9 protein-coding genes are annotated in these 13279 nt (G+C 54.1%); 5 read left to right on the top strand and 4 right to left on the bottom strand.

From position 1 onward, the window contains the following. Positions 1-55: 55 nt before the first annotated feature. Both J0A68_RS08000 and J0A68_RS07995 read right to left on the bottom strand, forming a co-directional pair. Positions 56-2089, bottom strand: a complete 2034-nt coding sequence (locus tag J0A68_RS08000; protein WP_206577654.1) for a glutamine--tRNA ligase/YqeY domain fusion protein — start codon at positions 2087-2089, stop codon at positions 56-58. Positions 2090-2373: 284 nt separating this feature from the next. Continuing rightward, positions 2374-2721: a hypothetical protein gene (locus J0A68_RS07995; RefSeq protein ID WP_206577653.1), complete on the bottom strand. Its 348-nt coding sequence runs from the start codon at positions 2719-2721 to the stop codon at positions 2374-2376. A gap of 303 nt (positions 2722-3024) precedes the next feature. Here J0A68_RS07995 and J0A68_RS07990 point away from each other — a divergent pair, with 303 nt between their 5' ends. The 5 genes from J0A68_RS07990 to J0A68_RS07970 all read left to right on the top strand — a co-directional run bounded on the left by J0A68_RS07990 (position 3025) and on the right by J0A68_RS07970 (position 11523). After that, positions 3025-4176, top strand: coding sequence for a cysteine desulfurase family protein (locus J0A68_RS07990; protein ID WP_206577652.1), 1152 nt, complete (start codon positions 3025-3027; stop codon positions 4174-4176). 249 nt (positions 4177-4425) lie between these two features. After that, entirely contained in the window at positions 4426-6951 is a 2526-nt protein-coding gene (locus J0A68_RS07985) for a hypothetical protein (protein WP_206577651.1), read from the top strand. A 90-nt stretch (positions 6952-7041) separates the two neighbouring features. After that, positions 7042-7599: an RNA polymerase sigma factor gene (locus tag J0A68_RS07980; protein WP_206577650.1), complete on the top strand. Its 558-nt coding sequence runs from the start codon at positions 7042-7044 to the stop codon at positions 7597-7599. Beyond that, positions 7586-8299 (top strand): tetratricopeptide repeat protein, encoded by a 714-nt coding sequence (locus J0A68_RS07975; RefSeq protein WP_206577649.1) that lies wholly within the window; start codon positions 7586-7588, stop codon positions 8297-8299. The genes J0A68_RS07980 and J0A68_RS07975 overlap by 14 nt, the downstream gene beginning before the upstream one ends. Positions 8300-8310: 11 nt before the next feature. Continuing rightward, positions 8311-11523 (top strand): CHAT domain-containing protein, encoded by a 3213-nt coding sequence (locus J0A68_RS07970; protein WP_206577648.1) that lies wholly within the window; start codon positions 8311-8313, stop codon positions 11521-11523. 45 nt (positions 11524-11568) lie between these two features. Here the strand turns inward: J0A68_RS07970 and J0A68_RS07965 are convergent, their stop codons facing one another. Continuing rightward, a complete protein-coding gene (locus J0A68_RS07965) occupies positions 11569-12156 on the bottom strand; it encodes a nucleotidyltransferase family protein (protein ID WP_206577647.1) in 588 nt (195 codons plus the stop codon). Further along, positions 12153-13274, bottom strand: coding sequence for an XdhC family protein (locus tag J0A68_RS07960; RefSeq protein WP_206577646.1), 1122 nt, complete (start codon positions 13272-13274; stop codon positions 12153-12155). The genes J0A68_RS07965 and J0A68_RS07960 overlap by 4 nt, the downstream gene beginning before the upstream one ends. Positions 13275-13279 lie beyond the last annotated feature (5 nt).

Here is a 13279-nt window from a genome sequence, read left to right as displayed (position 1 = left end):
AAGGCGGCAGAGATCAATCTCTGTCGCCTTTTTCGTTTGCCCAGCAAGGCTGGTATCAAGCGATCGCCTCGGCTTCCGCTTTCAGCATTTCATCGGAGTCGGATTTGCCAGCTTCGATAAAAGCTTCTACAGCGGCATTTCGCTCTTGTCCATTTTTCAGCAAGACACCCAAGACCAGCATGACCCCGATACGGGTTCCGACCTTTTTGGCAGCAGTGCCAAAAAGCGGCTCGATTTCTTCGTAGCTGATTTCGGCGGCATAGCGGATGATGTCCTGACGGGCAGCCTCCAGTTTGTCGCCGGAGAGGTTGGTCAGCTTTTTACTGATCTGCTGCACTTCGCTCAGGGCGCTTTTCTTGCCTTGGTTGGGCTGTGGCTTGGGTGCCGGCGCCGTGGGTTTGGCAGCCGGTGCCTGCTGCTTGGCCCAAGAGTCCTTCAGCCCCACGGTTTTGTTGAAGATCAGCCTGTCGGCAGTGGCATCGCTGTCCAGGACGAAGTATCCCAAGCGCTGGAATTGGTATTTGTCAGCCGTGGTGGCATGGGCCAAAAACGGCTCCAGGTAGGCTTCCTTGTTTACTTTCAGGGAGTTGGGGTTGAGAAACTCCAGGAAATTTTTGTCCTCATGGGCATCGGGTGCCTCGTCGGAGAAGAGGCGGTCGTATTCCCTCACTTCGGCCTTGATCGCATGGGCGATGGAAACCCAGTGAAGCGTTCCCTTCACCTTTCTTGTGCTGGCCTCGGTGCCTGAACCTGACTTCGAGTCCATGTCGCAGGTGGCGTGGATTTCCAGGATGTTGCCCTCGGCATCCTTCACCACGGATTCAGCCTTGATGATGTAGGCGCTTTTCAGGCGTACTTCCGCGCCGAGCGTGAGACGGAAGAAGTTTTTGCCAGCAGATTCGAGGAAATCCTCCCGCTCGATGTAGAGTTCACGCGAAAATGGAACCTGATGCGTACCGGAGTTCGGATCTTCCGGGTTGTTTTCGGCATCCAGCATTTCCACTTGGGCCTTGGGATAGTTGGTCAAAACCAGCTTCACCGGATCCAGCACGGCCATCACGCGGGTAGCGGTCTTGTTCAGGTCTTCGCGGATGCAAAACTCCAATAGCGATACATCCGTCACGTTGTCCCGCTTGGAGATACCGGACAGCTCGCTGAATTTGCGGATGGACTCCGGCGTATAGCCTCGTCGACGCAAGCCCGAGATGGTAGGCATGCGGGGATCGTCCCATCCGGAGACGTATTTGTTTTGGACGAGTTCCAGCAGTTTTCGCTTGCTCATCACGGTATAGCTGAGGTTTCTCCGCGCAAACTCCCGCTGCTTGGGACGCAGTCGGGAAGGGTCGTGGATCTGATCCAGATACCAGTCGTAGAGCTCGCGATGCGCCTTGAACTCCAGCGTACAAAGCGAGTGGGAGACCTGCTCGATATAGTCAGACTCTCCATGCGCCCAGTCGTACATGGGATAGATGCACCAGTCGGAGCCGGTGCGGTGGTGTGACTTCTTGATGATGCGGTAGAGGATAGGATCGCGCATGTGCATGTTGGTCGAGGCCATGTCGATCTTGGCACGCAGCACGTAGCTTCCCGGGGCAAATTCCCCAGCCTTCATGCGGGCAAACAAATCCAGGTTTTCCTCCACGGACTGGTTGCGGTGAGGGCTGTCGGTGCCAGGGCTGGTAGGCGTGCCTTTTTGCGCAGCCATCTGCTCGGAGCTTTGCCCGTCGACGTAGGCTTTGCCAGCTTTGATCAGCGTGACTGCCCAGTCGTGGAGCTGCTGGAAATAGTCCGAGGCGTAGCAGACATTGGCCCACTGGAATCCCATCCAGGCGACGTCGCGCTTGATGGCATCCACGTATTCTTGCTCCTCTTTGGAAGGGTTGGTGTCGTCAAATCTCAGGTTTACAGGCGCATTGTACGTTTCACCCAAACCGAAATTGAGGCAGATCGAGGCGGCGTGGCCGATGTGCAGGTAGCCGTTTGGCTCCGGCGGAAAGCGGAAACGCAGTTTTTCCTGCGGAAATCCCGCGGCCAGATCTTCTTCAATTATTTGCTCAATGAAGTTGAGCGACTCTGTTGCTTCTTTCATACTGGAAAATGGATAGCCAAAAATAGCCGAAATGAAAGGAACTGCAACCACTGAAGAACTGATGAATGGGACTTAAAGGAAAATATGTATGTCCGCTTTTGTTCCACCAAGGTTGCCGTCGCCATCCGAAAGAACGCCAAGCTACGGGTTTTCCCAAGCTTCGGTCTTCCGTCATCGCCTGCCCGACGAGTCGGGGTCTTCTAGCCTGCCTAAGTAAACAAGCCCGGGTGAAGAAGTAAATTCGCTCACAGGCAAGATTGCGGATATGCACTAAAGAAAAAAAACTAAATCTCGTCCATTTCCCGGCTCGGCCAGTAGGGACCGACGAGCTTCAGTTTTTCATGGGTTGGGTCGATCTCAAAGTCCACAGTCATCTCCTCCCGCTTTTGCTCGTGGATGGCCAGGCACGCGTTGAAATGCACCAGGTCAAAGTCCAGCACAAGCTTTCCCTTGCGCTCATCGACGAAAATTGGCTTTCCCTTCAAGGATACTTTTTCCGCCAAGGCTCCTTCCTTTTTATAATAATAGGAGAGAAAAATCCCCAGTTCCTTCGCCTCCCGCTCCAAAATATCCGTGAGTTGGTCGGGGAGGCTTTCTGTTTTTGGAAAATCAAAAGACCAGGTTTCTTGCATGTTTTTTTGTTTCAAGTTAGCAATTTCAGTCGGGGACGAGTCTAGTATCTTACCCTTCGACTACGCTCAGGGTGACCGCATCGTCGTCCTGAGAAGAGTTGATGTCAGGCTGAGAAGAATCGATTACAGGCTGAGCGGAGTCGAAGCCCCCTCAGTGCCAAACACCAAAAGCACTTGAAAAAAGTTCAGCTAAAGCAACAAAGATGCTTCTACGTGCTTCTTTCGCCCTCCCGATCATCAAACGGCTACCAGATCGTCTCATTTTCGTAAGCGAAATCCTTGTGCTTGCCTTATCTTGAGTGCATGAATTACCCCATTTACCTAGACTATAACGCCACGACTCCCTGCGCACCGGAAGTGCTGGAGGCCATGTTGCCGTATTTTTCCACGCATTTTGGCAACGCCGCCAGCAAAAGCCATCCCTATGGCTGGGTGGCCGAAAACGCCGTCGAGGAAGCGCGGGAGAATGTCGCCAACCTCATCGGTGCCAATCCCAAGGAAATCGTCTTCACTTCGGGTGCCACCGAAGCCATCAACTTGGCCATCAAAGGGATTTTTGAAAGCTATCCTGGGGAAAAGCAGCACTACATCACTTGCCAGACGGAGCACAAAGCCGTACTGGATACTTTCGCAGAGCTGGAAAAAAGGGGAGCCGAAGTCACCTATCTCCCGGTCAACTCGCTGGGGGAAATCAGCCTGGAAAGTCTGGAAAGGGCCATTTTGCCCCACACCAAACTGGTCAGCCTCATGTGGGCAAACAACGAGACCGGAGTCATCCATCCAATTCAGAAGATTGCCGAACTCTGTGAAAAGCGAAACGTAGCCTTCTTCACCGATGCCGTGCAAGCCGTCGGAAAGATCCCGGTAGTTACCCGAGGCATTCACCTGATGGCCCTTTCGGCACATAAGCTCTATGGCCCCAAGGGCGTTGGTGCGCTTTATGTCCGGCACAACCATGCTTTGCCCAAGCCTTTGGCGCAAATCCACGGTGGCGGCCACGAAAAAGGCATGCGCAGTGGGACGCTCAACGTCACCGGCATTGTGGGTTTTGGAAAGGCGGCCGAACTTCGCCGACAGGAAATGGCGGCCGAAGGCGAGCGGCTAACAATCCTCCGTGACAACTTGGAAAGGCAGCTTTTGGCTATTCCGGACACTTTTTTGAATGGGAGTCACATCGACCGACTTCCCCATGTGTGCAACATTTCCTTTGGAGGTGTGGAAGGGGAGGAGCTGCTCCGCAAAGTCAACCAGAAAGTAGCGGTGAGCTCCGGCTCGGCCTGCACTTCCATTTCCCCCAAACCCAGCCACGTGCTTCAAGGCATGGGAATTGACGCCGACCTGGGCAGGGCATCGATCCGGTTTAGTTTGGGAAAAAACATCCATGAGGAGGACATCGCCAAAACGCTGGTTTGGATTGGAAAAGTGTTGGAAGAACTGCGGCTCGGCAAAAAATAGGCTGAGCCCGCCTAGTCAACTTTTTCAATTGGACTAATGTAGTTACCCCGGAAGCTCGCTGATTTTCAGAGGCAAGCTTCCGGGTTTTTCTTTTTTCGCCAAGGCCCTGATTGGCGCCATTCCTTTCCAAAAATTTTTCCCCGCAGACTGTTCACTTTTTTTCCTTTCGGCGATAAGTAGGTAGAAGCCCTTTCCACTGCAATAATGCGGGGACTAGAGACGATTCATCCACTTTAAACTATACGAGCCATGAAAAGGAAACCCTTGATTTTTACCCTTATGATGATGTTTTTGACGATGTGGTCCTGCCAGGACGACACGGAGCCAGTTGGCCCTACCACGCCTCCAGGCGAGGGGTTTGAGGTAAGCGACGTACAGATTGTCCTCCCTCAGGGGGCTGCGGTGGACTTGACGGGCGCGGAGATTTTTTCCTTCGGGGAAAGTTTTCCGGTAGCTGGGGGCAAGTCACAGGTGGTCTCTACCCCCGGGATAGGCCAGGTGGCCTTTCTTTTTGACAAAGACGGGAAGCCACTCATGGCAGGATACATCGATGGAAACTCCAAGGAATTTTCGGCCAAAAGCACCGCCAGAGTGTTGGTGTTCCTGGCTTCTGGGCTGTGGCTCAGCACCGAGGAACTCGCCCCAAAATTCTTTGCCGAGATAGGGAAATATCCGGAGATCCAAGAGTGGGAAAAGGAATTTGAGACGCTGTGGAAGACCAATCCCACGCTGCTCTCCACCACCTCCTTTGCGCAGCCGCTAAACGCGCTGATGGCAAAGGTGATGCCCAAGCCTAAGGAACTGGACATCCGGGGTCGCATCGAGGAGGCCGCCCGTGTGTCCGACATATCCATAGACCAGTCTGATGTCAAGAGCGGTATCCAGGTTTTCGAAGAAAGCATAGGCAGCATCGCGGTCAACAATTACTACAGGAGACGCGCCCACGCCTTTCTTTACAAGACCGAAACCAAGTTTACAGACGGCAGCAGCAAGGTACTGATCCCGTCAATCGGCAAAGGAACTGCGGCCAGCAAAGACTTCATGGTCAACCCAACCACCGCCTTCACCTCTGCGACGGGGGTGGTCGGTGGAGCGATCGATGGCGGAGCGGCCTCTGCCGGCGTGGCCAAGTCGGAGCCTTACTCCATTACCCTGGGCGACAATGAGGACGAGCACACCTACAAAGTGAGAGTGGTTGGCGCCGGGGGCGAAAACGCCTCCATCCCCATGACGGATGCAGAGCGCATCAAGCAGCTGAGGCTTTCCATGGAGTCTTTCGTATTGGACCTGTTTCTGCCCTTTACCATGCAGATGGTGGGTTGGAAAGACGACCTGAACGCGGCGGGATTTGATGTGGGAGAGTCCGGTGTAGTCGCTTTCATCGACCAGGTGGAAGTGATCATCAACGCCAGCCCTGCTACCTATGACTTGATCAAGCAGGGGAAATTCAAGGATGCGCTGATTTCTTTTACGCTCTTTATAGGGACAGAAGGTGGGGGAAACAAGTACCTGGAGCCTCTTTTGACCAAGGTTTTCAACTTTATCCGAAGCCAGGCTGCAAAGAGAAGTGTAAACATAGAAGGGGCCGCCCAAAAGCTGGATCAACAGGTGCTGGGCAAGTTCACCGGCATCCTCAAGGTGATCAATACCATCATGGCAGGGCAGGATCTGGCGCAGGTGTCATTTGGGATTGCCATGTCCAAAAACATCGAGGAGTGGACGATACAGGCCCGCGCCGCCAAAGTCAGCCTCTTGCCGGCCGAGGCCACCGTGGCCAGCAGGGGACACAAAGAGCTGACGGCCGAAATCAAAAACCTCCAGGAAGCGGGAGGCGACAACTTCCCCTATTTCAAGTGGAGCACCTCTGGAAAGTATGGCTACATCCAGGACACCAAAGGGCATAAGGGGAAGGCTTTTGAAAGCTCGGATACCAAAGTGACCTTTTACTCCGAAACCGGCGCCAATGAGCTGCCGGAGGAAAACAACTTCGAGTACATCTACATAGAGGCTTATTTCAAAAACCAGCTCATCGGTCGGGACACGGCGGTGCTCAACCTGAAAAAAAGCAGCTACGAGCTCAAGCCTAAAGGCCTGATCCTGTCTGGAAAAGAGGGTTCTACCAACTCAGCCAGGCTTTATGTCGAGCCTGTCACCGAGCGTGGTGCCGACTTCACCGGCAAAAAGATCGTCTGGACCATCGAGGGAAAGCATGGCCGACTGAAAAACAACGGTGAGTATGCGAACGTGATCACCACCTATGACACCAACTCGCTCAGCTACGAATGTACCGACGAGGATACCGAAAAAGGCACCGAGAAGGTCACTGTTCGCGTGTATGAGCGATCGGCCGAAGACGGAGAGTATTTCCTCTTTGAGGAGCTCAGCGAGACCATCGAGATCAACAATGAGGATGACGTAAAGATCATCATGGTAAGCACTCAGGTCAAATCCTTTTCCAATCAAACGGGAATCTACCTCAACTGCGGTTCGGGGGTCCACTTCCTCGTAGAGCCGGTGGAAAACGCCATCTCCTATACCGCAAAGATCGTCGAGTTTTATCCAGGGGGAAACATCATGGTAGGCAGAAGCGCCACCTGGAGTGCCCAAAAACAACCCGACTATGAAGGCAAATATGAGTTCAGCTATGTCTTTGTGCAGTCGGGCAGCAGGCCGGAAAACAAAGGTTGGCCGGACTGTGCGGGCTTTGCGGCGAACGCCGCCAAGTACAAAGGGACCGCCCAGGTCATAGTCAAAATCAAGAAGCAAGGGGATTAGCCTTGCTGCGCTAAAAACTGGAACACTATCAACGTCTTGGTTTTCAGAATTTCTTTCAGAACAGTATCTTAAAGAACTGAACTCCAAGACGTGACCAGCAAAACCGATCTCAACCCCGTAAAGCCCACAGCAAAGGAATGGCTGGAAACAGCCTACGCCGAAAACCTGCCATGGTTTGAGCGCTATGTGGCCAAAAACAGCGGAACCTCCCAAGAGGCAAAAGATATCTTCCAGGACAGCCTCAGCGTCGCTTGGATCAACTTGAGAAACGGGAAATTTGTCGGCATCGAGTCGGACTTCACCGCCTACGTGCGGCAGATCTGCAAGTACAAATGGATGGACGAGCTAAAGCGGAAAGGGCGCTTTGGCCATTCACTGGATCTCTCTGGTGTGGAAGAGCCCCAAGTCGAAAGCGGGGAACTCGAGGAGGCGTTTGGAGATCTGGATGTGCTCCACCGCTCAATGAGTTCGTTGGGGGACAAATGCAAAACCATCCTCAATTCCTTTTATTTCCTGAAGCAGTCCCTCCAGGAGCTTTCCCAGAGCATTGGCGTGACCGATCAAAGTGTGAAAACCATGAAATACCGCTGCATGAACCGCCTGCGGGCAGCCTACCTACAGCTGATCAATACCCATGAAGAAGCATAAGCCAGAACTTTCCCCGGAGGAATTTGACGAAATCGACCGATATGTCTCGGACGACATGCCCGAGCAGGAGGCTGTGGACTTCCGGCGTGAAATGGAGACAAACCCGAGTCTCAGGGAGGAAGTTGCCATTCAGCAGAAGCTGATGGCGGCGACAGAGCTTGACTCCTTTTTCAAATCCAAAGAAATCCAGCAGGGCAGTAGCAGGTCTATCCCTTTGTGGAAATATGGCATTGCTGCGTCCTTGGCACTGATAGCCGTGGTCCTGGTGTGGCTTAGCCTGGGGCGGGGGATTGGTGAGGACGAGGACCTATTCTCCGCCTACTACTACCCCGATCCGGGATTGCCGGTGCCGATGAGCAGCACGGACAGCTACGAATTTGACGACGGGATGGTGAGCTACAAGGAGGAAGCCTACGCCGAAGCGGAGGCGGTCTGGACGGAGCTAAGGCGCCTTGGTGATACGGATACGCTGGTTTTCTACGTTGCCATGGCAAAATTAAACCGGGGTCAAGCGGCAGAATCCAGTGTTCTTTTGGACCAAATCCGACTCCAGCCGGAATCGGAATTCTACGAAAAGGCACTTTGGTACACCGCGCTGATCCAGCTCAAAGAAGGCAAACTGGAAGAGGCCAAAGCGACGCTGCTGGAAATGCGCGGGGATGATCCACGGACGCAGGAGCTCTTGGACAAGCTGCGGTAAACCCAAAGATGATGCATGGTGTGAAAAGGATTTTTTCCGTTCTTTTTTTCGTTGTTTCAACCAGCCTACTTGCACAGGGGCAGGCTTGGTATTCCCAGGCGGAGAAGGCCTTTCGCCAGGGCAACTACGATTCCGCCTATTTTTTGAATTCCAAAGCCCTCGCCCAGTTCAAATCATCGGCATCGGCCGACAGCCTCGTGTATTCCTACGTCCAGCGAACCACGATTTTGTGGAATCTGTCGGGTATTCAGGAAGCGCTGCAGATGGCGGATTCAGCCATCTTGGTTTCGGAAAAGTATCCCTCCGGCAAGCTCTCCAAAGTGTCGGCGCTCAACAAGAAAGGCCAGCTGCTGGTGCATGCCTATTACTTGGAGGAGGCAAAGAAAACCTTTCAAAAAGCCGAATCCTGGATAGGTGAGGGAGACAAAGACAGCCCGATCGTATCGGGTTTGTACAACAATATTTCTTGGCTTTACCTCAATCTACAGCAGCTACCGGAGGCCTACGACTACGCGCTCCGCTCGCTGGACATCCAAAAAGGCCTGTATGGAGAGAATGACCGGCGGCTCATGGGAGTCTACCAGTCTCTGGGTCTCATAGCCAACGACATGGCAAACTATGTGGACGCGGAGCGCTACAGCTACCGCCTCTTTGATATCGCCAAGCTCCACCTTGCCCCAGACCATCCCACGATGGCCTTGGTGTACAACCAACTGGCCATCATCAAGGAGGCGAGATTTGAATACACCGAAGCGCTCCGGTACATGAGAGAGGTGGCCCGGGTGGCGGAGCTAAACTACGCCGATACCGGCAATCCACAGTTTTTGGCCATCGCATACAACAACATCGGCAACCTCTACCACCAGCTGCATGAGTTCTCCCTGGCGGAGCCTTATTTTGAAAAGGCGCTGCAGCTGCATACCGAAAACTACGGAACAGAGGAGATCGGCATCATCCAGTCCCTCGCACATTTGGCCAGTACCAAGCTGGCGCTGGAGAAACTGACGGAGGCCGATTCGCTGTTTCAGTTGGCTTATAGCAAGCAGCAGGTGTTGGAAAAAGAAAACCTTCCGGGCCTGGCCAGCCTGGAAAGCCAAATCGGCGACCTGTATTCTGCCCAGTCCAACCTACAGGAAGCGGTAAAATGGTATGAAAAAGCTGTCGGCCACTTTCAGCGCTCTGACATCGAGGAGCACTACCTGGTGAGTGAGGCCAAGACTTCCCTCGCCAAAGGCCTGTTGGGCTTGGGGCAGTTTGAGCAGGCAATCCGATATCATGAGGAGTCACTGGACAACTATCGCAAGCTGTACCCCGACTCCAAGGTCGCGGTGGCAAGCAAGCTCAACGAGCTCGGCAACAGCTTTCTCCGCAAGGGTGATTTGGAAAAGGGCTTGAGCTACTCCGACAGTACATTTCTCGAAATCCTAGGGGCTGGAGGCTACGCCCAATCCGACTGGCTGCTCCAGCTGCCTCCCAACGCGAAGATTGCGGATTTCATCTTTACCAAAATCGAGCTTCTCGCAGCCCAAAACAGCCAGCAGGCCAAAAAGGACTATCTTCTCCAAATCCTGGAGCTGACGAAAGGATATACCTACAACTTCGAGCGGAGTATTGTCGGGCTGCGTTCCCAGTTTTCCCTGGTCGAGCTCGCCAAAAAGCAACGGCAGATCATCCAGAAAGCCATCGACGCCTGTTGGGACTTGGCCAATGTCTACGGGGAGCAAGAGTATTTGGAGGAGGCTTTTTTCCTCTCGGAACTCCAAAAAGGAGTGCTGCTAAGGCTGGCCGCAAACAATATGATGGTGGATGCAAAGGCCGATTCGGGCGACAAAATCCTCGCCCGAGACAGGGGCTGGAGGGAGCGGATCAGTCGATTGAACTCGGAGTATCTAAACAGCAAAGAGTCAAACGATTCTGTGCTCAACGCCTTGACCCAATCATTGGAAGATTATCGGGATTTTCAGGACAGTGTGACCCGGGTTGACCAAGACCGATGGAGGGATCGGTATGCCTTGACTCCGTTTAGCCTAGCCGAAATCCGAGACCGGCTTTTGGGCGCGGACGAGGCCCTGCTTGAGTACTCCCTGTCCGGGGAAAGCATCTACGGCTTCCTGCTCACCCACGGCGATTTTCGGGTTTTCCGGAGACCGAGAGCCCCCTTGGAGCATGCGATTTCCTCCCTCCAAAACCTGCCCAAATTGGACCTTGCCGAGTTTAAGGCAGCTGCTTTTCCACTCTTCCAAAGCTTGGTGCAGCCAGTCTATCAATACCTGGAAGGCAAAAGTCTGATCATCGTCCCAGACCGGGAGCTGTTTTCGGTGAATTTTGAGACCCTCATCTCGGATGGGCAAGGGAAGGCCTTTTCGGAGCTCAGCTACCTGCTCAGAACCCATCAGGTGTCTTACCTGCTCTCGGCTTCCACTTCCAACCGTTTTTTTGAAAGGGACAGATCCCCCGCAAACAAGGGCCTATTTATGGCTCCCGGGTTCACCGAGGAGATGAAGACCGGCTATCTGGCTGACCTGGATGGAGATGTGGCCTTTCCCATCCAGAGCCAGCTGATCCGCCAGCCCTTTTCCCTAAAGACCGCCGAGCGGGCATCGGAGCTGATTGGCGGCACTTTTTTCCAGCAAAATGAGGCTCAGGAGTCGTTTTTTACCCAGTCGGCTCCTGACTTTGGGATTCTCCATTTGGCCACCCATGGCGAGGCCGACCACAGTTTTCCCATGCAGTCCCGTCTGTTTTTCGCCTTGCCAGCAGATCGGGACAGCAGCATGGAGGACGGCGTACTCCACGCCTACGAGATCTACGGTCTGCAGCTCAACGCCGAGCTGGCGGTTTTGTCCGCCTGCAACACCGGTGTCGGCAAGTTTCAGGAGGGGGAGGGACTGGTGTCCCTGGCCCACAGCTTCCTGCATGCCGGATGCTCGGCCGTGCTGATGAGCATGTGGGCAATTGACGAAAAAACCAGTTCGGAGATCCTGGAAAGCTTTTACCTCAAGCTCGCCAAGGGAGAGCCGAAGGCAGCGGCTCTTCGGGAGGCGAAGTTGGACTTTCTGGAAAATGCGCCGGAGGAATTGGCGCATCCCTACTACTGGGCGGGGCTGGGACTGATAGGGGATACCTCGGCGCTGGATTCCCAAGGAGGAAAGCCTTGGCTCCATTGGGCTCTGGCTGTGGCCCTTCTAGTAGGGCTCTTGTTTTGGTGGATGAAAAAGCGATAGCTTCCCCAGTCTGGAATGGCTTATAAGGCACTGATCTGGGTTTCGTCACCCAAGGCCTTCCAGTCTGCGCAGATCTTCCTCCGTGTCCAGGTCGATCACGCCGTTTGGAAAGTCGACCCTCGCCAGGTCTTCCTGATGCTGATGAAAAAGCTTTTTCGCCCCTTCTTGGCCTTTGAGGCTGAGCAGTTCGGGAAAATACGTTTTGGAAAATAGCGCCGGGACGCCGAGGCTATCGGCATAGAAGCTCGCTACGATTCCCTTGCCTGAACTGACGCCCTTTCTAATCAATCGGTTCAAAAGTACGTCATCCACCAAGGGCTGGTCACAAAGCATGACCAAGACTTGATCGGGTTCCCCCTTCTCAACCAAAAACCGCAAACCAGCCTGAATGCTGGCAGCCATGCCGCTTTCCCAGTTGGGGTTGATGGTAAATGCCACCTTGGTCGAATCAAAGCCGGTCTGGATCAGTTCGGGATTCCATCCCAGCACGACGACCAGGGAATCAGCATGGCTTCCGGACGCCTCGTTAATTGCTTTTTGAAGCAAGGTTTTGCCCTGGAATTCAAGTAATTGCTTAGGTCTTCCTAATCTGGAGGAAGAACCTGCCGCCAAGATGACTACACCTGTTTTCATACGCCTTTCTCGTGTATCGGCCCGTCCTTGTCCCGAAGGTAAATCGGCTGTTTACGGTTGAGTACTGCCTTGATTTCGGCCAGTATGGACAGGGCGATTTCCTCGGAGCTTTCGGCACCAATCTCTATGCCGACCGGCGCGTAGATGTTTTCCTCGGCGACCTCGACTCCCTTGAGGGCAAGGCGCTGGATCAGCTTTTCGGTTTTCCGTTTCGGGCCCAATATCCCGATGTAGGGAATCATGCTGGACTGGAGCCTTTCCAGCACCACGGCCTCGTACTCAAAATTATGCGTCATCAGCAGGGCGACCGTGTGCAGGTCGGTTTCGACCTCGTCCATCACTTCCTCCGCGGCACCCTGGATGATGCGCTTGGCGGAGGGAAACCGTGCATCCGTCGCCAGATTTTTCCTCCCGTCAATCAAGACCAGCTCAAAGCCCAGGATCTCGGCCATTTTGGCCAAAGGCTGGGTGTCGTTGCCGGCACCAAAGAGGAGGATGCGGGGAGCGGGCTTCAGCAGCTCGAAAAACACGGAGACCTCCTGATGCTCGGGGTAGTTTCTGATGTCGCTGTTGGCGCCAAAGCCCTGGATCTCGGAATCGAGGAGTTCGCTCAGTCTCGCGTCGGTGATGCGCTTTTGCCAGTTTCCCCGCCTAGACTCGCCTTTTTGGAGCAGTACGGTGCCTATCTGTTCCGATTTGGAATGCTTCACCGAGAACAGTGTGAGCAGCAGCGCAGTCTGGCGATCGGAGAGTGCGGAGCGGATCAGCTCCACGGGGTTTTCCGCGTCTTCGAAATCGATGGGCTCGATCAGGACGTGGATGATGCCGTTGCAGCCGAGCCCCACGCCAAACTTCTGGTCGTCTTCGTCGGTCGTGTCGTAGGTCACCAGCATGGATTTTTGCTGGAAGATCACCGCCTGGGCTTTGCGCAGCGCATCACCTTCCAGGCAGCCGCCACTGATCGCCCCGGTGAGCTGTCCGTCCTGAGTCACCAGCATCCGAGCTCCGGGTCGGCGATAGGCGGAGCCGTCCACCTTCACCACGGTAGCGAGGGCGACCTGCTGGCTTTCGGACTTTGCGAATTCGTAGGCTTGGATGATCAGCTGAAGTTCTTTCATCTGCG

It is taken from the genome of Algoriphagus oliviformis (assembly GCF_017254915.1).
Lineage (GTDB): Bacteria > Bacteroidota > Bacteroidia > Cytophagales > Cyclobacteriaceae > Algoriphagus > Algoriphagus oliviformis.
This window is presented reverse-complemented; position numbering and strand designations above follow the sequence as displayed.

Coding starts and splice junctions, on each gene's coding strand:
- J0A68_RS08000 (WP_206577654.1), bottom strand. CDS start 2,089: ATGAAAGAAGCAACAGAGTCGCTCAACTTCATTGAGCAAATAATTGAA.
- J0A68_RS07995 (WP_206577653.1), bottom strand. CDS start 2,721: ATGCAAGAAACCTGGTCTTTTGATTTTCCAAAAACAGAAAGCCTCCCC.
- J0A68_RS07990 (WP_206577652.1), top strand. CDS start 3,025: ATGAATTACCCCATTTACCTAGACTATAACGCCACGACTCCCTGCGCA.
- J0A68_RS07985 (WP_206577651.1), top strand. CDS start 4,426: ATGAAAAGGAAACCCTTGATTTTTACCCTTATGATGATGTTTTTGACG.
- J0A68_RS07975 (WP_206577649.1), top strand. CDS start 7,586: ATGAAGAAGCATAAGCCAGAACTTTCCCCGGAGGAATTTGACGAAATC.
- J0A68_RS07970 (WP_206577648.1), top strand. CDS start 8,311: ATGCATGGTGTGAAAAGGATTTTTTCCGTTCTTTTTTTCGTTGTTTCA.
- J0A68_RS07965 (WP_206577647.1), bottom strand. CDS start 12,156: ATGAAAACAGGTGTAGTCATCTTGGCGGCAGGTTCTTCCTCCAGATTA.
- J0A68_RS07960 (WP_206577646.1), bottom strand. CDS start 13,274: ATGAAAGAACTTCAGCTGATCATCCAAGCCTACGAATTCGCAAAGTCC.